23 protein-coding genes are annotated in these 21,581 nt (G+C 59.6%); 3 read left to right on the top strand and 20 right to left on the bottom strand.

Features of this window, described 5'->3' with window-relative positions:
• The first annotated feature begins 7 nt into the window (after positions 1 to 7).
• Entirely contained in the window at positions 8 to 2,419 is a 2,412-nt protein-coding gene (locus ACR0NF_RS00655) for a ligase-associated DNA damage response DEXH box helicase (protein ID WP_480777596.1), read from the top strand.
• Between the two features lie 65 nt (positions 2,420 to 2,484).
• Positions 2,485 to 3,123, top strand: coding sequence for a ligase-associated DNA damage response endonuclease PdeM (pdeM, locus tag ACR0NF_RS00650; RefSeq protein WP_480667132.1), 639 nt, complete (start codon positions 2,485 to 2,487; stop codon positions 3,121 to 3,123).
• Positions 3,124 to 3,126: 3 nt separating this feature from the next.
• On the opposite strand, the gene ACR0NF_RS00645 is transcribed toward pdeM, so the two are convergent.
• From ACR0NF_RS00645 to ruvC, 18 genes are all read right to left on the bottom strand, one after another.
• Positions 3,127 to 3,864, bottom strand: coding sequence for a LytTR family DNA-binding domain-containing protein (locus ACR0NF_RS00645; protein WP_480777595.1), 738 nt, complete (start codon positions 3,862 to 3,864; stop codon positions 3,127 to 3,129).
• A 227-nt stretch (positions 3,865 to 4,091) separates the two neighbouring features.
• Complete coding sequence (gene folD / locus ACR0NF_RS00640) at positions 4,092 to 4,982, bottom strand: bifunctional methylenetetrahydrofolate dehydrogenase/methenyltetrahydrofolate cyclohydrolase FolD (protein WP_480469141.1); 891 nt, start codon at positions 4,980 to 4,982, stop codon at positions 4,092 to 4,094.
• A gap of 52 nt (positions 4,983 to 5,034) precedes the next feature.
• The gene (locus ACR0NF_RS00635) at positions 5,035 to 5,340 is read right to left on the bottom strand and encodes a chorismate mutase (RefSeq protein ID WP_480469140.1); all 306 of its coding nucleotides are present in this window, start codon (positions 5,338 to 5,340) and stop codon (positions 5,035 to 5,037) included.
• 58 nt (positions 5,341 to 5,398) lie between these two features.
• The gene (locus ACR0NF_RS00630) at positions 5,399 to 7,075 is read right to left on the bottom strand and encodes a formate--tetrahydrofolate ligase (RefSeq protein ID WP_480469139.1); all 1,677 of its coding nucleotides are present in this window, start codon (positions 7,073 to 7,075) and stop codon (positions 5,399 to 5,401) included.
• 143 nt (positions 7,076 to 7,218) lie between these two features.
• On the bottom strand, positions 7,219 to 7,806 hold the full coding sequence (locus ACR0NF_RS00625) for an MOSC domain-containing protein (RefSeq protein ID WP_480777594.1): 588 nt from the start codon (positions 7,804 to 7,806) through the stop codon (positions 7,219 to 7,221).
• Between the two features lie 91 nt (positions 7,807 to 7,897).
• The gene (gene ftsH, locus ACR0NF_RS00620; RefSeq protein ID WP_480657090.1) at positions 7,898 to 9,814 is read right to left on the bottom strand and encodes an ATP-dependent zinc metalloprotease FtsH; all 1,917 of its coding nucleotides are present in this window, start codon (positions 9,812 to 9,814) and stop codon (positions 7,898 to 7,900) included.
• Positions 9,815 to 9,891: 77 nt separating this feature from the next.
• A complete protein-coding gene (gene tilS / locus ACR0NF_RS00615; RefSeq protein ID WP_480777593.1) occupies positions 9,892 to 11,145 on the bottom strand; it encodes a tRNA lysidine(34) synthetase TilS in 1,254 nt (417 codons plus the stop codon).
• Entirely contained in the window at positions 11,142 to 11,966 is an 825-nt protein-coding gene (ybgF, locus tag ACR0NF_RS00610) for a tol-pal system protein YbgF (RefSeq protein WP_480471880.1), read from the bottom strand. Before ybgF ends, tilS begins: the two co-directional genes overlap by 4 nt.
• A gap of 4 nt (positions 11,967 to 11,970) precedes the next feature.
• Positions 11,971 to 12,477: a peptidoglycan-associated lipoprotein Pal gene (gene pal / locus ACR0NF_RS00605; RefSeq protein WP_480469135.1), complete on the bottom strand. Its 507-nt coding sequence runs from the start codon at positions 12,475 to 12,477 to the stop codon at positions 11,971 to 11,973.
• Between the two features lie 87 nt (positions 12,478 to 12,564).
• Positions 12,565 to 13,884 carry a Tol-Pal system beta propeller repeat protein TolB gene (gene tolB, locus ACR0NF_RS00600; RefSeq protein ID WP_480666598.1) on the bottom strand — a complete coding sequence of 440 codons (1,320 nt, stop codon included), beginning with the start codon at positions 13,882 to 13,884 and terminating at the stop codon, positions 12,565 to 12,567.
• Entirely contained in the window at positions 13,881 to 14,999 is a 1,119-nt protein-coding gene (locus tag ACR0NF_RS00595; RefSeq protein WP_480777592.1) for an energy transducer TonB family protein, read from the bottom strand. Before ACR0NF_RS00595 ends, tolB begins: the two co-directional genes overlap by 4 nt.
• A gap of 15 nt (positions 15,000 to 15,014) precedes the next feature.
• Positions 15,015 to 15,485, bottom strand: a complete 471-nt coding sequence (gene tolR, locus ACR0NF_RS00590; protein WP_480657086.1) for a protein TolR — start codon at positions 15,483 to 15,485, stop codon at positions 15,015 to 15,017.
• Between the two features lie 2 nt (positions 15,486 to 15,487).
• Positions 15,488 to 16,183: a protein TolQ gene (gene tolQ, locus ACR0NF_RS00585; RefSeq protein ID WP_170397391.1), complete on the bottom strand. Its 696-nt coding sequence runs from the start codon at positions 16,181 to 16,183 to the stop codon at positions 15,488 to 15,490.
• A gap of 105 nt (positions 16,184 to 16,288) precedes the next feature.
• Positions 16,289 to 16,672 carry a tol-pal system-associated acyl-CoA thioesterase gene (ybgC, locus tag ACR0NF_RS00580; RefSeq protein ID WP_480469131.1) on the bottom strand — a complete coding sequence of 128 codons (384 nt, stop codon included), beginning with the start codon at positions 16,670 to 16,672 and terminating at the stop codon, positions 16,289 to 16,291.
• Positions 16,669 to 17,292 (bottom strand): hypothetical protein, encoded by a 624-nt coding sequence (locus ACR0NF_RS00575; RefSeq protein ID WP_480469130.1) that lies wholly within the window; start codon positions 17,290 to 17,292, stop codon positions 16,669 to 16,671. Before ACR0NF_RS00575 ends, ybgC begins: the two co-directional genes overlap by 4 nt.
• Positions 17,293 to 17,353: 61 nt before the next feature.
• Entirely contained in the window at positions 17,354 to 18,373 is a 1,020-nt protein-coding gene (gene ruvB, locus ACR0NF_RS00570; RefSeq protein WP_480469129.1) for a Holliday junction branch migration DNA helicase RuvB, read from the bottom strand.
• A 4-nt stretch (positions 18,374 to 18,377) separates the two neighbouring features.
• A complete protein-coding gene (gene ruvA, locus ACR0NF_RS00565) occupies positions 18,378 to 19,052 on the bottom strand; it encodes a Holliday junction branch migration protein RuvA (RefSeq protein ID WP_480469128.1) in 675 nt (224 codons plus the stop codon).
• On the bottom strand, positions 19,049 to 19,546 hold the full coding sequence (ruvC, locus tag ACR0NF_RS00560) for a crossover junction endodeoxyribonuclease RuvC (RefSeq protein WP_480666595.1): 498 nt from the start codon (positions 19,544 to 19,546) through the stop codon (positions 19,049 to 19,051). The genes ruvA and ruvC overlap by 4 nt, the downstream gene beginning before the upstream one ends.
• Positions 19,547 to 19,879: 333 nt before the next feature.
• Here ruvC and ACR0NF_RS00555 point away from each other — a divergent pair, with 333 nt between their 5' ends.
• Positions 19,880 to 20,095: a DUF1127 domain-containing protein gene (locus ACR0NF_RS00555; protein WP_480469126.1), complete on the top strand. Its 216-nt coding sequence runs from the start codon at positions 19,880 to 19,882 to the stop codon at positions 20,093 to 20,095.
• A gap of 105 nt (positions 20,096 to 20,200) precedes the next feature.
• Here the strand turns inward: ACR0NF_RS00555 and ACR0NF_RS00550 are convergent, their stop codons facing one another.
• Both ACR0NF_RS00550 and ACR0NF_RS00545 read right to left on the bottom strand, forming a co-directional pair.
• Positions 20,201 to 20,545, bottom strand: a complete 345-nt coding sequence (locus tag ACR0NF_RS00550; protein ID WP_480469125.1) for a hypothetical protein — start codon at positions 20,543 to 20,545, stop codon at positions 20,201 to 20,203.
• A 104-nt stretch (positions 20,546 to 20,649) separates the two neighbouring features.
• Positions 20,650 to 21,522, bottom strand: coding sequence for a 50S ribosomal protein L11 methyltransferase (locus ACR0NF_RS00545; RefSeq protein ID WP_480777591.1), 873 nt, complete (start codon positions 21,520 to 21,522; stop codon positions 20,650 to 20,652).
• Positions 21,523 to 21,581 lie beyond the last annotated feature (59 nt).

Below are 21,581 nucleotides of genomic sequence, written 5' to 3'. Positions count from 1 at the left end.
TGCAGCGATGAAGCAGATTCCCGCCCGGATTAACGATTGGTTTGTCGCCAAAGGATGGTCCATCCATCCGCATCAGCAAGCGATGTTCGACCGGTCACAGGACCCGGCGACGTTGCTGATTGCCCCTACAGGGGGTGGCAAGACGATGGCGGGGTTTCTGCCTTCCTTATCCGAGCTGTCCGACGGTGCGCATGACGGGCTGCACACCATTTATGTCTCTCCGCTCAAGGCGCTGGCAGCCGACATTCGCCGCAACCTGCGCACCCCAGTGGATGAGATCGGCCTGCCCATCCGGATTGAGGACCGCACAGGCGACACGTCTGCAACCCAAAAGAAACGTCAACGCGCCGATCCTCCGCATATCCTGCTGACCACGCCCGAAAGCCTTGCTTTGCTGACTTCGTACGAAGACGCCCCGCGCATGTTTGCCGGGGTGCAGCGCATTATTGTCGATGAAATCCATGCTCTGGCCGAAAGCAAGCGCGGCGATCAACTGATGCTGGCACTGGCACGGTTGCAGGCGCTCTGCCCCGATCTGCGTCGCGTAGGTCTGTCGGCAACCGTGGAAGACCCGGGGGGCATTGCGCGCTTTCTGGCCCGTCATCCAGACCCTTGCAGGATTATTCAGGCCGATCCAGGCCCCGATCCCGATATCGCCATGCTGCAGACCGAAGAAATGCCCCCTTGGTCTGGCGGTGGCGCCGCCTATTCCATCCCCGCAGTGTTGGAGCAAATCAGGCAGCACAAGACCACTTTGATCTTCCACAACACCCGCGCGCAAGCCGAGATATTCTTCCACAACCTGTGGCTCGCCAATGACGAGGGTCTGCCGATTGGCATCCATCACGGCAGTCTGGATCGGCAGCAACGCGAGCGGGTCGAGGCCGCGATGGTGCGTGGTGACCTGCGCGCCATCGTTTGCACAGGCAGCCTCGATCTTGGGATCGATTGGGGTGACGTCGACTTGGTGATACAGATCGGCGCGCCAAAAAATGTCAAACGGCTGGTGCAGCGGATCGGGCGGGCAAATCATCGCTACAACGCGCCGTCGAAGGCTCTTCTGGTGCCCGCCAACCGGTTCGAAGTGGTCGAATGCGTCGCTGCGCTGCAAGCGGTGCAAGAGCATGATCTGGACGGCGAACCTCGCGGACCGGGCCCTCGGGACGTGCTCTGCCAACATATCCTGATCGCCGCTGCAGCAGGGCCATTTGAGGCCGATGCACTTTTCTCTGAGATGACCGCAGCGGGGCCCTATGCCTCCCTCACCCGCACCGCGTTTGACGCTTGTCTGGATTTCTGCGCCACCGGAGGTTACGCCCTGCGCGCCTATGATCGTTGGCAACGCCTGCAGCAGCGGCCTGACGGGCGCTGGCAGCTGCGTGACCCGCGCGCCGCACAACGCATCCGGATGAATCTGGGTACGATCCAAGACACCGATACCCTGAAGGTTCGGCTGAGACGCAATCGCGGCGGCAAACCGTTGGGTGAGGTGGAGGAAGGCTTTGCCGCGTCTTTGACACCGGGCGACACGTTTCTGATCGGCGGCCAGATCGTCCGCTATGAAGGTCTGCGCGAGATGGTGGTTGAGGTCAGCCGTCGCGCGGACAAGAAACCCAAGATCGCGACCTTCATGGGCACGAAATTCGCCACCTCGACACAGCTGAGCGATCGCATTCTGCGCATGTTTGCACAGCCCGATTGGCCTCAGTTGCCCACCCACACTGCCGATTGGCTGGCTTTGCAGCGCGACGTTTCGCGGCTGCCACAACGCGACCGCCTGTTGATCGAGAGCTTTCCTGATAACGGGCGTGAACATTTATGCGTCTATGGCTTTGCCGGTCGTAATGCGCAGCAGACACTGGGGCTGCTGCTGACCAAGCGGATGGAGGAGACAGGGCTCGCCCCTCTGGGCTTTGTCGCCACCGACTACGCCACGCTGATCTGGGGGCTGGATGCGGTGACCGATCCGCGCCCTTTGTTCCAGCTTGATGCGCTGCGAGACGGGCTGGAAACGTGGTTGGCGGGCAATGCCGTAATGAAGCGAACATTTCGCGCCTCAGCCACCATTGCGGGCCTGATCGAACGCAACACCGGCGGGCAACGCAAAAGCGGGCGGCAGGCGACGTTTTCATCCGATATCCTGTACGACACGCTACTGAAATACGACCCCGACCACCTGCTGATGCAGATCACTCGCGAAGAGGCCATGCGCGGGCTGGTCGATTTCGGGCGAATCGAAGCGATGATTGCCCGGATCGGGGATCGTGTTGATTTGTTACGATTGAGTCGGGTCTCACCATTGGCCGCACCTCTTTTTCTCGAGGTCGGCAAAGTCCCCGTCAAAGGCGAAGCCGAAGAGCGTCTTCTGGCCGAAGAAAGCGCCCGGTTAATGCAAGCGGCTGGCTTGGTGCCCGGTTGATTCCGCTTGCACGAAACGCGAAAACACGCAAAGAACGGATCATGAACACGCTTGACTTTACGTTCATGAATCATGGGTTGTCTGCCCTGGGCTCTGGCGCCTTGTGGTGGCCAGATCAGAAGCTTTTATGTGTCTCAGACCTGCATCTGGGCAAGTCCGAGCGGGCAGCCCGCAGAGGCGGCCCTGCCCTGCCTCCGTATGACAACCGCGAAACCCTGACCCGACTGACAACTGATTTGGCGCTGACGAATGCGGCCATCGTCATCTGTCTGGGCGACAGTTTTGATGATCTGCGTGCTTCTCAATCACTACCACGGGAAGACCGGCTGCAGATCGCCACCCTACAGGCCGGACGGCACTGGATCTGGATTGAGGGCAATCACGACCCCGGTCCGGTTGAACTGGGTGGAACGCATCTGGCCGAGTGGACTTGCGAGGGGCTGACATTCCGTCATATCGCCGAGCCCCGTGGGAAGGGTGAGATCTCGGGGCATTATCATCCCAAAGTCGGCCTATCCGTGCGTGGCCGTCACGTCACCCGCCCAGCTTTCCTTATCGATCATAAACGCCTGATCTTACCGGCCTATGGCACTTATACCGGTGGGTTGCGCAGCTCAGATGTTGCGCTGTCCAATCTGATGGCTGCAGATGCACGGGCGATCCTGACCGGAGCTCATCCCCGGATGGTTCCAATGCCAAGGTGAGGATCAGAGAAGTCCGTCCTCTTCCAGCATTGGTTTGTATTTCCGGCTAACCGGAACAAGGTCATCATTGCACAAACGCAGGAAAGTCTTGCCGTTCTGCTTCTCAATCCCGGTAATTGCCGCATCCACGATCCAATGCGACCGATGGGTACAATGGCCCGACACGGGCTCCATCTCGGCAATCGCGTCCGTAAAGCGTGAGCGGATCGTGAAGGTCCCCTCTGACGTCACAACGTCGACAGAGTGATCGCGGACGGTTAGCCGATAGATCTGACCCTGAAAGCCAGATGGCAGCCGACCGCACAGGCGTGGTTTGGCCTCTTCCTCCAGCACATCGGGCTGATCCCGCTCACGAACCAGCAACAGGCCCGTAGCAAACAGCACACCATATGGCACAACCATCAACAATCCGGGCGCCATCAGCCCGTTGAGCGTGAACAGAACCCAGGTCAGCCCCCACAACGCCGGGGCGAAGAGTATCAGGATCAACAGCGCAAACGCGAGGTCACGCAGCAACAGGCCTGCGCGCAGCAACCGATCGCGCACCAGCTTGCCCGCGGCCCAGGTCGCCGCCAGGGCCAACAGCATGACACCCGACCAGAACACCAGTCGTTCGACGAAAGATAGGGTCATGTCCCGAAATGGCGCGAATGAGTAGGCCATCAACGGAATGAATACGAGGCCAGCCAGAATGCGCTGCAGGTAGACCTGCGCCAATATAGGTTCCAGTTTAGATCTCATACAAACCCGCGCGCCCCTAACGCATTCTCGAATTCGCTTAGTTGGAAGGCATCTTATCCTCCTAACCAGCTGGAGCAGAAGGCTTATCACCGGTTGACGTTAAGTCAAACCCGTTAATATGCGAATTAATTTTCTGGGATGCAGATGCAAAACGGGCCGAAAAGCGCAGGTGCTTTCCGGCCCGGATGAGATGTCAGGGGTTGCGTCGAAGCCCCTGTAAAGCAGAGTTACGCTGTCAGGCCTTCTGGTTCGGGCAGATCATTCGCGCGGCAGCAGGCGGTCAGAGTGTTGGCCAGCAGGCAGGCAATGGTCATCGGACCTACACCACCCGGAACCGGTGTGATCGCGCCCGCGCGTTCGGCGGCGCTGGCATAGTCGACGTCGCCAACCAGTTTGTTCTTGCCGTCACGTTCGATCCGGTTGATGCCCACGTCAATGACGGTCGCGCCTTCCTTGATCCAGTCGCCCGGAACCATCTCGGGGCGGCCAACCGCGGCCACAACGATATCGGCGCGGCGCACAACATCCGGCAGGTCCTTGGTGCGCGAATGCGCGATGGTCACCGTACAGCTGTCGCCCAATAGCAGCTGCGCCATCGGTTTGCCCACGATGTTCGAACGACCAATGACAACCGCATCCATGCCCGACAGCGAGCCGTGGTAATCGCGCAGCATCATCAGGCAGCCCAGAGGGGTACAGGGGACCATCGACTTCTGGCCAGTGCCCAGCAAGCCCACGTTCGAGATGTGGAACCCATCGACATCCTTGGCCGGGTCGATCGAATTGATCACCAGATCCTCGTTCAGATGCTTCGGCAGCGGCAGCTGTACAAGAATGCCGTGGACGGCAGGGTCGTTGTTCAGTTTGTCGATCAGGGCCAGCAGGTCCTCTTCCGAGGTGTCGGCATCTAACTTATGCTCATAAGAGTTCATGCCGACTTCAACGGTCATCTTTCCCTTCGAGCGGACATAAACCTGGCTCGCCGGGTCTTCACCCACCAGCACCACAGCCAAACCAGGCGTGATACCGTTTTCTTCCTTCAGCTTTGCCACCTGATCGGCCACCTGAGCGCGAACCTTGGCCGCAAAAGCCTTACCGTCGATAACCTGCGCTACCATCCTTTGATCCCTTCTTTCAAAAACGGATCGGGCGCCGAAAGCGCCCGGGTCTTCAGTCGGGGCCGAGCACACGCTCTTCGCGAGCGATCGACCAATCAATCAAGATGCGCCAGAGTTTCTCTGCAAGATCGGGATCCATACCCAATTCATCCGAACTCTTGCGCACGCGCTGCACCACATCTTCGACACGTTCCGGGATGCGGGCGGGCAGCCCCTCGCCGGGTTTCAGCTCGGACGCGCGGTCGATGTAGCTTGCGCGCGTTACCAACAATTCGATCAGTTGGCGGTCCAGCATGTCGATCTGAGGCCGCAATTCCTGCATCGTATGACAGTCTTGCGGCGGTGTCAGAGTGGGCATTCTATTCTCCTCACGGCCCGGGGAAGTCCCCGGACCACGAGATGTATCATTCAGGCGCTTAGAACAAGCCCTCGATCTGGCCTTCTTCGTTGAGGCGAATCGTCTCAGCGGCTGGCTTGCGCGGCAGACCGGGCATGGTCATGATCTCACCACAGACAACCACGATGAAGCCAGCACCGGCGCTCAGGCGAACCTCACGTACAGGAACCGAGTGACCGGTCGGCGCGCCGCGCAGGGTCGGATCGGTCGAGAACGAGTACTGCGTTTTCGCCATGCAGACCGGCAGGTTGCCATATCCGGCTTCTTCCCATTCGCGCAGCTGATTGCGGATCTTGTTGTCGGCCAGAACTTCGTCGGCACGATAGATACGCTTGGCGATGGTTTCGATTTTCTCGAACAGCGGCATCTCATCTGGATAGATCGGCGAGAAGTTCGCGGAACCACCTTCAACGATCTCGACAACCTTCTCGGCCAGCGGCGCAGAGCCTTCCGAACCCAGTTCCCAGTGGCGCGACAGGATCGCTTCAACCCCGTGCTCACCGCAGTAGTCTTTCACCGCCTGAACTTCGGCATCGGTATCGGTGACGAAGTGGTTGATGGCGACAACAACCGGAACACCGAAGGATTTCACGTTCTCGATGTGACGGCCCAGGTTGGCGCAACCCGACTTCACGGCGTCGACGTTTTCAGCACCCAGATCGGCCTTGGCAACGCCGCCGTTCATCTTCATCGCGCGAACGGTGGCAACCAGAACCACTGCCGACGGGGCGATGCCTGCCTTGCGGCACTTGATGTTCATGAACTTTTCGGCACCCAGATCGGCACCAAAGCCCGCTTCGGTCACGACGTAGTCGGCCACTTTGAGAGCGGTTTTGGTTGCGATGACCGAGTTACAGCCGTGCGCGATGTTCGCGAAGGGGCCACCATGGACGAATGCCGGATTGTTTTCCAGCGTCTGTACCAGGTTCGGCTGCATTGCGTCTTTCAGCAGAACGGTCATTGCGCCTTCTGCTTTGATGTCGCGGCAGTAAACCGGGGTCTTGTCTCGGCGGTAAGCAACGATGATGTCACCCAGACGCTTTTCCAGATCTTTCAGGTCGTTCGCCAGGCACAGGATCGCCATAACTTCGGAGGCCACGGTGATGTCAAAGCCTGCCTCACGCGGGAAGCCGTTCGACACGCCGCCCAGAGACGCCGTGATCTGACGCAGAGCGCGGTCGTTCATGTCGACCACACGACGCCATGCAACGCGGCGGGTGTCGATTTCAGCTTCGTTGCCCCAGTAGATGTGGTTGTCGATCATCGCCGACAGCAGCGAGTGGGCCGAGGTGATCGCGTGGAAGTCACCGGTGAAGTGCAGGTTCATTTCCTCCATCGGAACAACCTGCGCGTAACCGCCACCTGCAGCGCCGCCTTTCATGCCGAAGTTCGGGCCAAGCGAGGCTTCACGGATACAGATCATCGCGTTCTTGCCGATGCGGTTCAGGCCATCACCCAGACCAACGGTGGTCGTGGTTTTGCCTTCGCCCGCGGGGGTCGGGTTGATCGCGGTCACGAGAATCAGCTTGCCATCTTCGCGGTCCTGAACCGAGTTGATGAAGTCCTGGCTAACCTTCGCCTTGTCGTGGCCATAGGGCAGCAGATCCGCAGATTCGATGCCGATCTTTGCACCGATTTCCTGAATCGGCTTCTTGTTCGCCTCGCGAGCGATTTCGATGTCGGATTTATAGCTCATTGGCCGGAGTCCTTAGTTGAATGCCGTGCAAAACCGACGCAGGGCGTCGGCGCTGCGCAATCCATACCGTTGTGTACCATTCAGATAACTCTGGTTTCCGACATTCTGGTGTCGCGAAGCGTCGTAAGATCAATCAACAGTTTCTAATCGGAAACCACAGGCGCCCACGGGCGCTGGTCCGGAACGAACAGTTTCATTTTCTCGCCGACACGCAAAGAGCCGGGGCGTTCCACCCAAGCGGTTACACCTCGTCGGTCCTTTGCGGCTGGTTTAAACGCCGCGCCCTTACCCGGCGTTTCCGCTTCGATCTCGCGCCCCGGCAAAACACAGGGGCGGTTTTCCATGTCGATGACGATAGTCAGCCCGCTCTCTGCCTGCAGGCGTGACGACGGGGGAACATGGGTAAAATCCGGGATACCGCGCAACACGATGCTGGCCCCCATCAGGGCCGGGTCCAGTTGATCCAATCCCATGTCATCCGCAATCATCTGCACCTCTTCAGCAGAAAGAACCGACAATTGGCGTACGTTGCGAATTTCTGTGCCCTCGGGATACAGATTCTTGACCCGCACGCAGGACGCTCGTGTCTCTCCCTCATGCCGCGCGCCCTGGTCGCCCGAGAAGCCGAGCGTCAATGCCTCGACAGGTTGCGCCCGCAGCGATTGACCCGCTGGAACATGTCCCAGCCAGACGGTTTCGGCCACAAACTCGGTTTCTATCAGGACCGGCATGGTACCCCTCTTTCATCGCGTATGAATGCGCCAGAGATCACCCGGCGCAGATTGAAAAGAAAAACCCGGGTCTGGGCCCGGGTTTTTACGTTTATGTCGAAGGTTCCGGCTCCATTCCGCCTTCGGGCGGAGATTTCTTAGCCTTGGTTTTCGGGATCGCGGTGACACTGGGCGCGTTGCCCTCGTCCGGCTTATCGCCTTCGTCATCGCCTTCGCTGGGCGGTTCGCCATTCATGACCCGCTTGATCTCATCCCCGGTCAGGGTTTCGTATTCCAGCAGACCTTGCGCCAGACGCTCCCATTCTTCGTTCTTGTCACTCAGAATCTGGTGCGCGCGCTCATAGCCTTGTTGGATCAGGCGCTTCACTTCTTCCTCGATCAGCTCTTTGGTGTGAGCGGATACCGAGAAGCCGGCTGTGTTGCCCTGATAGCCTTCATGGGCTTCGGCATAGTCGATATTGCCGACCTTGTCCGACATACCCCAACGCATCACCATGGCGCGCGCCAATTGGCTGGCCTGCATGATGTCACCCGCAGGTCCATTCGAAACGTGATCTTCACCGTATTTGATGACCTCGGCGGCCTTGCCTGCCATGGTCATGGCCAGCTTCTGCTCACACTCATCGCGGTGATAGTTCAGACGGTCCATTTCGGGCAGGGACACAACCATCCCCAGCGCACCACCGCGCGGAATGATCGTCGCCTTGTAAACCGGATCGCACAGCGGCAATTCCAGACCAACCACGGCGTGACCGGCCTCGTGATAGGCGGTCTTTTCCTTTTGATCCTGGGTCAGCACCATCGAGCGGCGCTCGGCCCCCATCATCACCTTGTCCTTGGCATTCTCGAAATCTTCCATGGTGACAAAGCGACGGCCCACACGCGCGGCCATCAGTGCGGCCTCGTTCACGAGGTTCGCCAGATCGGCACCCGAGAAGCCCGGAGTACCACGTGCGATAATGCGCAGATCGACATCGGGGCCCAAAGGTGTCTTGCGCGCGTGAACGCCCAGAATTTTCTCGCGGCCTTTGATGTCGGGGTTGCCCACGGTGACCTGCCGATCAAACCGGCCCGGACGCAGCAGCGCGGGGTCCAGAACATCCTTACGGTTGGTGGCCGCCAGAATGATCACGCCTTCATTGGCCTCGAACCCGTCCATCTCAACCAGCAACTGGTTGAGGGTCTGTTCGCGTTCATCGTTCCCGCCGCCATAACCGGCACCACGGTGGCGACCCACCGCGTCGATCTCGTCGATGAAAACGATACAGGGCGCGTTCTTCTTGGCCTGTTCGAACATGTCGCGCACACGGGATGCACCGACACCGACGAACATCTCAACGAAATCCGAACCCGAAATGGTAAAGAATGGCACGCCCGCCTCACCCGCAATGGCGCGGGCGAGCAGCGTCTTGCCAGTACCCGGAGGGCCAACGAGCAGCGCGCCTTTAGGGATCTTGCCACCAAGGCGCGAGAACTTCTGCGGGTTGCGTAGGAACTCCACGATCTCTTCTAGCTCTTCCTTGGCCTCGTCAATGCCTGCCACGTCATCAAAGGTCACGCGGCCATGCTTTTCGGTCAGCATCTTGGCCTTGGACTTGCCAAAGCCCATCGCCCCGCCTTTGCCGCCGCCTTGCATCCGGTTCATGAAATAGACCCAAACACCGATCAGCAGCAGGAAGGGCAGCAGCGTGATCAGGAACGACTGGAACCCGGATTGCTGCTGCTTTTCAGCACGCACGGGGATGTTCTTGTCGATCAGCAGCTTGGTCACCTCGGCATCGCCGGGTTTGATGGTGACATAATCCTGATTGTCATTCGTGCGATAGCGGATCTGTTCGCCATCCAGCGTCACGCTGGTGACGTCTCCGGCGTCCACGGCGCTGACGAATTCGGAATAAGTGCGTTCGTTGTTCTGAAGCGATCCGCTGGGGCCACTGAACAGGTTAAACAGTGCCAGGATCAGCAGAAACAGAACGACCCAGAAGGCGATGTTGCGAGCGTTGCCCAAGGAAATTCTCCTAGAAGGTTTCGGCGGATGGGGACCCGCCGGGGTTGTTCCTTAAAATAGAGAGGATTGTGGCAGGTTCAATGAGATAAAATTGCGGCATAGAAGTCAGGCCTGCCAGAGGGAGCATTTACCGTCCATCCATTGGCAAAACCGGCCAATGGGGCGGCCAGAACGGTTTCACCGACCCAAACAGCCGGTGTCGACATCAATAACGCGCGGGGCTTGGCCGCCGACCGCCAATCCATCAGTTGCAGGATGCCATCCTCCCCCAGAGGGCGAATTTCAGCACCGGGTGCTTCGGGTCCTGTCAGAACCCAGCGCTCATCCCACACGGTGCCGGGACGTGTTGTCTGGGCACTGACGGCATTTAGCTCTCTGCAAATCCACGTCTTTTTGTCATCCGGAATCAGGTGACAGCCGCTCAGAGTGGTCGCCTGACCGCTCAGCAGCGCCTGCACCGCCTGATCGATGGCGCTTTGACGGGGTGGATAGTCTTTGTTTGCCAGCCACATGACCGCAGCCACCAAAAGACGCCGTCGGATCTCGTGCGGCAACGCCGCGACACCCTCTCGATCGAAACACAGGTCATCGTCCACAACCTTCACATGATGACGGGCGGATTCCTGCGCGTATCGCGCCAAAGCCTCGCGGGCTTGTGCGAGATTGTCAGCAACGCGCGAAAGACCTTCAGCCGTAATACCGATCTGATCCAGCCGAGTCAGTGCGTCGCGCGCCTTGATCCGATCAAAGCGCGGGTCCTGATTCGAAGGGTCGTCGATCCAGTTGATCTCCTGCGCTGTCAGGTAGTCGCGCAACGGCGCACGCGTGATCGAAAGCATCGGGCGCAGCAAAGAGACACCGCCCTCAGCACGTTCTGCCGCCATGCCGGACAGGCCAGAAACACCCGCCGACCGGGCAAGCCGCATCAGAACTGTTTCAGCCTGATCATCTGCCGTATGTCCCAATGCGATAGCCTCAAGCCCAAGATCATCTGCCCATTCCACCAACAACCGATATCGCGCTCGTCGCGCTTGATCCTGCAGATTGCCGGATCCGTCCCAATCTCGCCATTTCAAGGTTTGATGCGGAATGCCCCAGCTTTGCGCCAATTCCGCAACCGATGCAGCCTCGGCAGCCGATTCGGGCCTCAGCCCATGATCAATAGTTGCTGCAAATAACGTGATCTGCATTTCCCGAGCGATGCTTGCAAGCAGATGCAACAGAGCCGTCGAATCGCTGCCACCGGACACGGCCACACCCAGACGGCGCGGCAGTGGGTCTGGCAGGCGTGCCAGAATTTCGGACCGAAGCGTATCGGTGTCAGAGGTCAAGAACAGCCCAGCGCCGCCATTTCCTGCGTGGCCGAGCTTGCCGGGGCCGAGCTTGGGAAGCGCACGCCAACCTCGCCGAGCGTGATGCAAGCCTGATCGGTCTGCCCCAGACGTCCAAGCGCCGCACCCAGCTCAAACAAAGCTTCGGGGGCCAGCGGCCCTTCGGAATCACCGGTGAAGCTGGCCAGGAATGCCCGGGCAGCCTCGCGCGTATCACCCAATCCTTCCAAAGCCTGACCGCGCCGCAAGTTGGCCTGTGCCGCCAGCGGGCTACCCGGGTAAGCCTGATCAAATTGCGAGAACAGATTGGCTGCGGTCTGGAAATCCCCATCCACGAGCGCTTGTGAGGCCGCATCGAAATCTGCCTGCTCTCCGATCGCCAACTCACCTTGTTCAGTCACCTCGGGCTGGGGGGGCGTCGGGGCAACTGCAACCTCGGTCGACGTCTCACCACCCAGCGTCGAGGTCTCACCCAGTGTGCTGAGATCGCCACCTTCCAGTTCGACCAGACGGAACTCCAGATCGCCGATACGGTTGGTGCCATCGGTAACGATATTCTGGACCCGCTGGTTCAATTGCTCGGTCTGACGCGTCAGGCGCTGCAGTTCCGCCTCGATGGCGTCAACGCGCTCCAGCACGGAACTGCCGGATAGGTTGGGCGCGGGCGAACCAGTGGTCGAGAACTCGCGCTTGAGGCGCTGGATTTCCACATGCAGCACCGTCAACTCCTGACGGATATCCGCCAGCGTTTGCTGATCCTGTGCCCGTGCCACACCAGCGACGGTCACAACCGTCGCCAGAACCAATCCTGCAAATCGCATCATCTTACCCCAAGGTTGAGCCGGTCAGCACCGTCACCGCGCGGCGGTTCTTGGAATAGCATTCCTCGGTGCTGCAAATTTCAATCGGGCGCTCTTTACCAAAGCTGACCGTGGTCAGACGGTTGCCCGCCACCCCGCGCGAGATCAGATATTCACGCGCCGCATTCGCCCGGCGCGCGCCCAGGGCAAGGTTATATTCCCGCGTGCCCTGCTCATCCGCATGACCTTCGATGTTGGCCACAAAATCGGGGTTGGCCAGTAGCCAGTCGGCCTGCCCTTGCAGAACGGTCTGGGCCTGCGGGCTGAGCGTGGATTGATCGACCGCAAACAGAACCCGATCTCCCACGGTCTGCTGGAAATAGGCTGGCGAGCGCGGATCGCTCGGCGAACCCGGCACCAGCGCTCCGTTGGCGCCGGGACCACCACCGCCCAATGCGGAAGGATCATTGTTGGAACATGCGGCGATCAGGGTCAGCGCCCCGACAGCCGCGATTTTGCTCAATAGTTTCATTTCAGGTGCCTCGTGTTTCGTTTGTTTATTGGCGCGTTTCTATCACACCGCATCTTCGTTGTGAACGTTATCCACAGCCAGCACAGATCAATTCTGCAATGGACCCCAGGATGGATCGCTACCCCCGTCCGGCGTGCGGACCGGACGTAGATTACGGCCCGATATATCGACCGAATACAGTGTCGAGCGACCGCTGGCCCCCTGCGTTTCGCGCGTGAACATGATGACACGGCCATTGGGTGACCACGTCGGCCCCTCATCAAGGAACGAAGCGGTCAGCAGACGTTCCTCGTCTCCGTTGGTGCGCATTACACCGATATGGAACCGGCCTTTGTTCTGTTTGGTGAACGCAATCAGATCGCCGCGCGGGGACCAGACGGGCGTGCCGTAGCGACCTTGCCCAAAGCTGATCCGCGTTGCCTCACCTCCGTTTGCGGGCATGACATAGAGCTGCGGCGTCCCCGAGCGGTCGCTTTCAAACACGATCTGGCTGCCATCCGGCGAATAGCTGGGCGCGGTTTCAATGGCCGGCGTATTGGTTAAGCGCGCGCTTTGGCCCGAGGCCAGATCCATTTTCCAAAGGTCGGTATTCCCGCCCTGCGTCAGCGAATAGACAATCGAGCGCCCATCCGGCGAAAAGCGCGGAGAAAAGCTCATTGTACCTTCCAGTGTCGGCAATTCCTGACGTTGTACGCGCCCCACATCCAGCAGATAGATCCGTGGTTGGCCAGTCTCATAGCCGGTGTAAAGCAACCGATCGCCGGTGGGCGAGAACCGAGGGGCCAACACGATGGCCGCACTGTCTGTCAGATACTGTACATTCGCGCCATCATAATCCATGATCGCCAGCCGCTTAAGCCGCTGATCCTTAGGCCCGCTTTCCGAAACAAAGGCCACACGGCTGTCGAAATAGGCCCCCTCGCCCGTTATCCTTGTATAGACCTGATCAGCCACCTTATGCGCCATGCGCCGCCAACCGTCCGTAGTGCCCGCAAACTGCAACCCGTTGCCCAGTTCCTGACCCGAGAACACATCCCACACCCGGAACCGCACCGTCAGCCGCTTGCCCGAGACATTCACGGCCCCCGTCACAAGCGCCTGCGCGTTGATCGCCTTCCAATCCGCGAACTGCACCGGAGCATCAAAGCTGCTGACCCGGCTGATGAATGCATCTGACGAAATCTCGCGGAACAGGCCGGTTCCCGTCAGGTCCGACACCACCACGCGAGAGATATCCTGCGCATATTGCGCAGCCGCCGCGTTGTCCGGGACGAAGTTTGGGACCGCAAAGGGCATCGGCTCAATGATGCCTTCGTCAATTTCCAGACGAAGCGGCCCGCTTTGAGCATAGGCCGGAGCCGTCAGCAGGGTCAGGCCAATAAAGAGGCTGGTCAGAAGTTTCATCATTTGATCCGCATCCTCTCGGGATTGAATGTAATCTCAATATCCTGCCACTGGCTGTATTTGTCAGCAGGCAGGTCGTATCCTTTTGCCCCACAGCGTAAAACCGCGCGACGCGCAGCTTCATAAGCTTGTTTGGCAGACGCCGCAGAGCCGCCGGAACTATCCAGCATCCTCAGGCTACCGCCGACAACCTTACCATCTGGTGTCAGCGAGAAGCCGACGACCACCACGGTCTGCAGCGCGTCGGTCGACAACGATCCGACATTCCAGCACTGCGATACGGCCACCCGCATCGCATCCTTTTCTCCGCTGGTCAGCGGCGGACCTGAAGGCTCGGTGCCACTCCCCAATGCCTCGGCCAGTGCGTCATTGATGGCCTGCTCATCCTGAGCGGGCTCGGTCGGTGCAGGTTCTGTCGGCGCGGGCTCGGGCGTCTCGGCCACCTCAGGTTCGGGCTCAGGTGTCGGGCGGTTGGGGCGCACACGCGGGCGCGGAGAGGTGCGCGGGGCCGGATCTTCAACTTCTTCCGCCTCGGTCACGATCTCGGGCGCGGCCTCTTCCGGCGCGGTCTGATCCTGCTGCTCCTGCTGCGTCTCTGCCCCTTCGTCCAATGAGACCGGAGGGGTTTCGATGTCATCCGGTTTCGCCTCTGGCGGAGGCGGTGCAATCGCCTCAGGTGCAACTCTGTCCGCAGGCTGCGGCTCAGCCTCAGGGCCCGGAGGCACAGGCAGTGCGGCCACTTCCGGTTCGGGCTGATCCAGCGTTGGCAGCTCCTCGATCAGTTCAGGTTCAGGCGCGATCTCGACGGTTTCCGGCTGGACCTCCGGCTCGGGCTCTGGCTCCGGTTGCGGTACAGCTTCCGGCTCTGGCGGAGTGTCCGGCACGGGGTCCGGTGCGGTGATCTGATCCGGGGTCTCGGGCTGCTCGAGCTCTTCCGGATCGGTTGGCATTTCGGGTGCATTGCGCTGCGCGCTCAGCGCCGCAAACTGTTCGGATGAAATCACCGAGACATCCTGCACAGCCATCGGCAGCGGCTCGGATCGGAACGTGCCTCCGAACAGCGCCCAGCTGATAAGGCTGACATGCGCAATTGCTGAAATCTTGGTGCCGGTATCCACCGTGCGACCTCACTCTCACCCATCGTCCAGCGTTGGCCCGCCGGTATCGGTCACAAGGCCCACATTGGAAAACCCACCCGCATTAAGCGCGCCCATCACCTGCATCACTTGCGCGTACGGGATCGCACCATCCGCGCGCAGGAACACCCGGTCGCTGCTGCGTTCTGCCGCAATCGCGCGCAGCCTGCCAATCAACTCTTCGCGCTGAATGTCAGTGGTCTGAATCTGTACCCGACCATCGGCCGTCAGGGTCACGGTCAGCGGTTCTTCGTTATCACCGGGCAAAGCGCTGGCAGCCGTCTTGGGCAGATCAACCGGAACGCCAACCGTCAGAAGTGGCGCGGCCACCATGAAGATAATCAGCAGCACCAGCATGACATCGACAAAAGGCGTCACATTGATTTCGGCCATCGGCTGCGCGCGCCCACGCCGCCGCCCACGCCTGCGTCCGTTCCCGCTCGAGCTTTGCTGAACCGCCGCACCCATCGTCAGCTATCCAACTGACGCGACAGGATGGTGGCGAACTCGTCGGCAAAGGCCTCATAGCCGCCCACGATCCGATCACTATCCGCGCTGAGCTTGTTGTAGAAAATCACCGCCGGGATCGCAGCCAGCAGGCCAAGACCCGTGGCCAGCAGCGCCTCGGCAATGCCGGGGGCCACGACGGCGAGGTTTGTGTTCTGTTGCTCGGCAATCTCGATAAAGGCATTCATGATACCCCAGACCGTGCCAAACAGACCGATGAACGGAGCTGTCGAACCCACGGTTGCCAGAATGGGCAACCCCTTCTGCAGCCCCTCAGCCTCTTTGGCGATTGCCACATCCATCGACCGGTCAATCCGCGCAGTCGCCCCTGCGATCAGCCCGCCATCGGTGCGGTGTGAGCGCCGCCATTCTATCATTCCAGCCGCAAAAATCTTCTCAGAACTGCCATCGGGCTGCGTTCCGATCTGCTCGAACAATTCATCCAGCGGATTGCCAGACCAGAAGCTTTCGTCAAACACCTGCGCCTCGCGACGCGCAGCGCGGTAGTTGATCAGCTTCTGAATGATAATGCCCCAGGACCAGATGGATGCACCGATCAGCATCAGCATTACCAGTTTGACGATAAAGGTCGCGCGGGCATACAGCCCCCACATGGAGAAATCGATCTCCTGCGCCAGCGCCAGCGTTTCAGCTTCCATGAACCTGCTCTTTGTTTTGCCTGATGGCCATTTGGCCTTGTTTTGCCAAACGCTAGCGCAGATGGATGTGAAAAGCCAACAGAACCACCCTCAAGGGTGAAATTGTTACATCAATGCGCGAATCTCTGCCGGAAGGCGTACCGGTTTGCCCTCGGCATTCATGCAGACAGCCGTCACCTCGGCGCGGAAAACTTCCGTCTCGCCGCGTTTGACCGACTGGGACATCGTTAGCCGCGCACCCGAGAGCGAGACCATCTCGGTCTCGACCATTAGCTCGTCTTCAAACCTAGCGGCTGCGAGATAATCCGCCTCGATCCGCCGCACGACCCAGACGATACCTGCGTCCCGCATCGCGTTCTGATCATTACCCAGCTTACGCACCCAGTCCGACCGGGCGCGTTCGATGAATTTCAGATAATTCGCATGATAGACCACGCCGCCCATGTCGGTGTCTTCGTAATAAACACGGACCGGGTAGTGATGCTTCATTGCGGCGGCTCCAATCTGGCGAACAAGCGCAACGCATGAGAGGGGTCCTGCGCAGCACCGGGCAGAATAGGATCGTAGGCGGCCTGGATCAACGCGGCAATATCGGGCCGCAGGATCGTCGCCTCACCGGCGATAGCCAAAGGAGAAGTGCTGCGAAATGCAGCATCGGACCACAGCAGGATGGTCTGCACCACCTGGCTGAGCGCCAAGGTCTCTGCCGGCACTTTAGAGAGTTCTTTGTCCATGCGCAGAAATACAAAAGCCGCCCGAATGGCACCATCTTCCTCGAACCGGAAAATACGGTACTGGTTGGCGTCAGCAGCCACCAGTCGTTCGACCAGCGGTGCCAAATCCGGGATAAGCCGGTCCAGATCGGGCACCTCAAGCAGCTCTTGCCAATCGCGGAAGAAAAAAACCATGCAATTGGCGCCGAGTTCGGGATCCGTCTCGGCCATCTTGTGACCGGCCAACGTGACGACTGCTTCAAACGCGCCCTTGACGGTCGAGAGCGTCTCATCCTCGACACCGAACACGATCGGCACGATGGGACGCCCCCAACGCGCAAACAGGAATTCTCCACTTTCGCGGGTGAACAGCGCCTCAATCTCTTCCGGAGTCACGCTTGGCCCTTCATTCTAACAAATCTCTCACCGAGAGGCATAAGTTCTTAAGCGCACAGCTTCAACCAAACAGATCGCTCTGCCCCTTGGGTGCCGCCATTCCCAGATGGGTCCACGCCTTCTGCGCCAACATCCGCCCGCGCGGTGTGCGCTGGATCAGGCCTTGCTGCAGAAGATAGGGCTCGATCACCTCTTCCAGCGAATCCCGGCTTTCGGACAAGGCCGCCGAGAGGGTTTCAATCCCCACGGGACCGCCCGCGTAGTTCTCGGCAATCAGTTTCAGATAGCGGCGGTCCGCCCCGTCCAGTCCCAGATTGTCCACGCCAAGCCGGGTCAGCGCCCCGTCTGCCAGATCACGCGTGATCCGCCCATCGCCCTCGACAATGGCAAAGTCCACTACCCGTCTCAGCAAGCGCCCTGCAATCCGCGGCGTTCCACGCGAACGCCGCGCGATCTCGCGTGCGCCCTCATCATCGGCAGGCGCGCCCAACTTGCGCGCATTCCGCGTGACGATCTCGTGCAACTCATCGACGGTATAAAACTGCAATCGTGTCGGAATGCCAAAGCGATCCCGGAGCGGGGTTGTCAGCAACCCCATCCGCGTGGTGGCCCCGACCAGCGTAAACGGCTGCAGCTCGATCCGGACGGTCCGGGCGGCAGGGCCTTCGCCGATCACCAGATCCAGCTCGAAATCCTCCATCGCGGGGTACAGCACCTCTTCGACCGCCGGGTTCAGGCGGTGGATCTCATCGATGAACAGCACATCGCGCGATTCCAGATTGGTCAGGATCGCCGCCAGATCACCCGCCTTGGCCAACACCGGCCCCGAGGTCATGCGGAAATTCACCCCCAATTCCCGCGCCATGATCTGCGCCAGCGTCGTCTTGCCCAATCCCGGAGGGCCATGGAACAACGTATGATCCATCGCCTCGCCCCGTTGTCGGGCCGATTGGATGAAGATGCGTAAATTTGCACGTGCCTCTGCCTGACCGATGAATTCATCCAGGCCTTGCGGACGCAAGGCGCGGTCATTGTCCTCGGGCATCGGCTCGGGACGCAGGGTGGGGTCGGCGTCTACCATTCAATCACCCTTTCGGAGCCAGCAGTTTCAACGCGGCGCGGATCAGTTCGGCCTCACCTGCATCGGGCAGGTTCGCCGCTGCTTCAGCCACCGCCGAGGCCGCCTCGGACGGGCCATAGCCCAAATTACCCAGCGCAGACAGCGCCCCGGCCGAGGCCGCCGCTGAGCCCGAGACCGGTTTCGCCACGCGCGCCGGTGTAGGCGAAGGCTCAGTTTCGACCACTTCCAGAGCCGGTCCATCCATCGCTTCGGTCACGGTGCCCCCCATGGCCATCACGCCCGGGGCCTTGTCCTTGAGGTCCAGCACAATGCGCTGCGCCGTCTTCGGGCCAACGCCTTTGGCCGCCTTGACCGCGCCCCAATCGCCCAACGCAATCGCGCGGCTCACGCCATCCGGCCCCAGCGCACTGAGAATGGCCAGCGACACCTTGGCGCCCACACCTTGAACCGAGCACAGCAGGCGGTGCCATTCTTTCTCAACCAAGGATAGAAACCCATAAAGCTGCATCAGGTCTTCGCGTACGACCATGTCGGTGTAGATCGAGACCGCCTCACCCACACCCGGCAAAGCTGCCATGGTCCTGTCCGAGCAATAGACGATATAACCGACCCCGCGCACGTCGATCAGAACATGATCCGCCGCGCGATAATCCAGCCGTCCCGTAAGTTTGCCGATCATGCACGCACCTCTTTCACCCGCGCCCGCGGGGTGGCCCCATAGTAGGAATGACAGATCGCGATCGCTAGAGCATCCGCAGCGTCCGCACCCTTGGGAGAGCACCCCGGCAGCTGTAACTTGACCATATGCAGAACCTGCTCTTTCTCAGCATGGCCGACGCCGACCACAGTTTTCTTGACCCGATTGGGGGCGTATTCGCCCACAGGCAGGCCCGCTTGCGCCAAGGTCAACAACGCCACACCGCGCGCCTGACCCAGCTTCAATGTCCCTGCCCCGTCTTTGTTGACAAAGGTCTGTTCTATGGCGGCCTGATCGGGCTGATGCTCGGCAATGACTTCGACAATCTGGTTGTGCAGCGACAGAAGCCGTTCACCCAGATCATCGCCGTCGGATTTGCACAAGCCGTTCGCCACGTGACTTAGACGGCTGCCTGTCGATTCGATGATGCCCCATCCCAGGGTCCTGAGACCCGGATCAATGCCCAGAATTCGCATATTTTGTATTGGCCTGCTCGGGTTCGTGTGACCTTTTTCCATCGATTAGCACGAAGCGTGAACATTTTCCAAGGAATTCAACACACGATCTGAAAACGACATCCATGTCGCACCTGCAGCATGGAGGCTTGTTTGCGACAGCAATCCGTCTGTTTTCGACGCTTTTATAAACTGGAATTAATCAATGAATTAAGGGGCTTTCATGAATTTCGAGCATTGCAAAAAACGCATAGGACACATGCAAATTCTGCGCTTGCATGGGGCGGTATACATCCCTAGATGCCCGTCAGATCGCAAGATCAGAGATTAACGCAAACCAGAAGGAAACAGGATATGGCTGCATTGGATACCACCCGCACCACCACTGGCTCATTCGGCCTCGTCGGCCGTATCGGCGTAACTTTCGCATCGGTCGCAAACGCCGTTGTAGAATGGAATGACGCCCGCGCAACCCGCAACGCGCTGAGCGGTCTGACCGACCGCGAGCTGGACGATATCGGTCTGTGCCGCGGCGACATCGACGTTGTTGCCGAAGGCCGCCGTTACTAAGACAACGCAATACCGCTCACGCCCCTTCCTCCTCCCTGTGGGGCGAACAGAAACACCGCGCGCCGAATGGCCCGCGGTGTTTTCGTTAGGAAGGACATCTTATCCTTAGTAAAGAACCTTGGTCAGCTGGGCTGCGAGGAGTTGAGTAACCGGATCCGCCTGCATGATCCAGGCTCCGGCCTTTTCAACGGGTGTACCCTGATCCAGGCTTGCAACGCGTGTGTCATACGCAGATGCGCCGATATTCGACAATAAGAATGCTTTGAAACCGAAGAAACCCAGCAAACAAAGAACCAGAACCTTCGCCGGGATGGCCGATCTCATCCGCTGAGGTTTCATAACAACCAGTCCATCCGAGCGCATCGTGGCCCGATAGCCCCGGCTGAGTTTCTGGTGTTTCTTGTTCAGACGCGTGATGCGCTGATCGAATTCGAGTTGTTTTCCTGTCATGGCAGCCTCCGAAAACCGCCCCCCGATTGCATCCAAAGACGGTAATTAGAGAATGCGACGAAAACGTGGCAAAAAACCACAAAACTCCTGCAAATGGCCCAGATTTAGCCCTGTTTGCTTAAGATTAGCGTCGTCCATTCACCAATCTCATCCCTGCGGACCAGATTGAACGCGTTTTGCAGATAAACCGAGATCACGTCATCGGCCTGTTCATTGAGGATTCCCGACAGGATCGCCTTACCGTCTGCGCGCAGATTCGCCCCGATTTCGGGGGCCAGTGCCACAAGCGGGCCTTTGAGAATGTTGGCAAAGATCAGATCATAAGGCGCGTGGGCATTAAGTTCCGGGTGATCGAAACCGGCGGCTTCGACGCAGTGGACCTGACCGGCCATACCATTTGCCCTCAGGTTGGCCTCGGCCACATCGACCGCAACCTCGTCGATATCACTGGCGATGATATCGCCATCCCAGACCCGAGCTGCCGCCATCGCCAACACGGCAGTACCACACCCGATATCGGCGACCCTGGAGGCCGAAAAACCCTGGTCCAGAAGAAAATCCAGAGCTTTCAAACAGCCCAGAGTCGTTCCGTGATGACCGGTGCCAAAGGCCATCGCGGCCTCGATCAGCAACGGAATGCTGCCTTCGGGCAGCTTATCTGCATCATGACTGCCATAGACAAAGAAGCGTCCGGCCTCGACCGGGGCCAGCTCACGACGGACATGGGCAACCCAATCGGTTTCGGGTAGTTCCGAGACTACGAAAGGCTTGGCCTCAAACGCGGTGGCCAGAAGGGCCAGCGCTGCCTCGTCCGGGGTTTCGGTGAAATAGCCGCCCACTTCCCACAGACCCGAACCATCCTCAACCTCGAACACACCTACGCCGGTGGGTTCGGGTTCCAGACGTTCCATGGCTTCGCCCAGGCTTTCGGCCGCTTTCTTGCCGGTCAGAGTGGTCAGCGCGGTGAATGTGGGCATGGAGGCCTCCTGTTTCATTTGAAACAGCGCCTAGGCCCAGAGGCCGCCAAGGTCAAGCG

It is taken from the genome of Ruegeria sp. CF4 (genome assembly GCF_056537345.1).
Note: the sequence above shows the minus strand (reverse complement) of the source record. Positions and strands in the feature narration are given on the sequence as shown.

Bases quoted from the DNA above. Each gene is read 5' to 3' on its own strand.
- pal (WP_480469135.1), bottom strand. From the start codon at position 12,477: ATGAAACTATTGAGCAAAATCGCGGCTGTCGGGGCGCTGACCCTGATC.
- tolQ (WP_170397391.1), bottom strand. From the start codon at position 16,183: ATGGAAGCTGAAACGCTGGCGCTGGCGCAGGAGATCGATTTCTCCATG.
- ACR0NF_RS00635 (WP_480469140.1), bottom strand. From the start codon at position 5,340: ATGCCCACTCTGACACCGCCGCAAGACTGTCATACGATGCAGGAATTG.
- ruvC (WP_480666595.1), bottom strand. From the start codon at position 19,546: ATGCGAATTCTGGGCATTGATCCGGGTCTCAGGACCCTGGGATGGGGC.
- ACR0NF_RS00555 (WP_480469126.1), top strand. From the start codon at position 19,880: ATGGCTGCATTGGATACCACCCGCACCACCACTGGCTCATTCGGCCTC.
- ybgC (WP_480469131.1), bottom strand. From the start codon at position 16,672: ATGAAGCATCACTACCCGGTCCGTGTTTATTACGAAGACACCGACATG.
- folD (WP_480469141.1), bottom strand. From the start codon at position 4,982: ATGGTAGCGCAGGTTATCGACGGTAAGGCTTTTGCGGCCAAGGTTCGC.
- pdeM (WP_480667132.1), top strand. From the start codon at position 2,485: ATGAATCATGGGTTGTCTGCCCTGGGCTCTGGCGCCTTGTGGTGGCCA.
- ybgF (WP_480471880.1), bottom strand. From the start codon at position 11,966: ATGCGATTTGCAGGATTGGTTCTGGCGACGGTTGTGACCGTCGCTGGT.
- ACR0NF_RS00645 (WP_480777595.1), bottom strand. From the start codon at position 3,864: ATGAGATCTAAACTGGAACCTATATTGGCGCAGGTCTACCTGCAGCGC.
- ruvA (WP_480469128.1), bottom strand. From the start codon at position 19,052: ATGATCGGCAAACTTACGGGACGGCTGGATTATCGCGCGGCGGATCAT.
- tolB (WP_480666598.1), bottom strand. From the start codon at position 13,884: ATGATGAAACTTCTGACCAGCCTCTTTATTGGCCTGACCCTGCTGACG.
- ruvB (WP_480469129.1), bottom strand. From the start codon at position 18,373: ATGGTAGACGCCGACCCCACCCTGCGTCCCGAGCCGATGCCCGAGGAC.
- ACR0NF_RS00550 (WP_480469125.1), bottom strand. From the start codon at position 20,545: ATGACAGGAAAACAACTCGAATTCGATCAGCGCATCACGCGTCTGAAC.
- ACR0NF_RS00625 (WP_480777594.1), bottom strand. From the start codon at position 7,806: ATGCCGGTCCTGATAGAAACCGAGTTTGTGGCCGAAACCGTCTGGCTG.
- tolR (WP_480657086.1), bottom strand. From the start codon at position 15,485: ATGGGTGCGGCGGTTCAGCAAAGCTCGAGCGGGAACGGACGCAGGCGT.
- ACR0NF_RS00655 (WP_480777596.1), top strand. From the start codon at position 8: ATGAAGCAGATTCCCGCCCGGATTAACGATTGGTTTGTCGCCAAAGGA.
- ACR0NF_RS00630 (WP_480469139.1), bottom strand. From the start codon at position 7,075: ATGAGCTATAAATCCGACATCGAAATCGCTCGCGAGGCGAACAAGAAG.
- ACR0NF_RS00545 (WP_480777591.1), bottom strand. From the start codon at position 21,522: ATGCCCACATTCACCGCGCTGACCACTCTGACCGGCAAGAAAGCGGCC.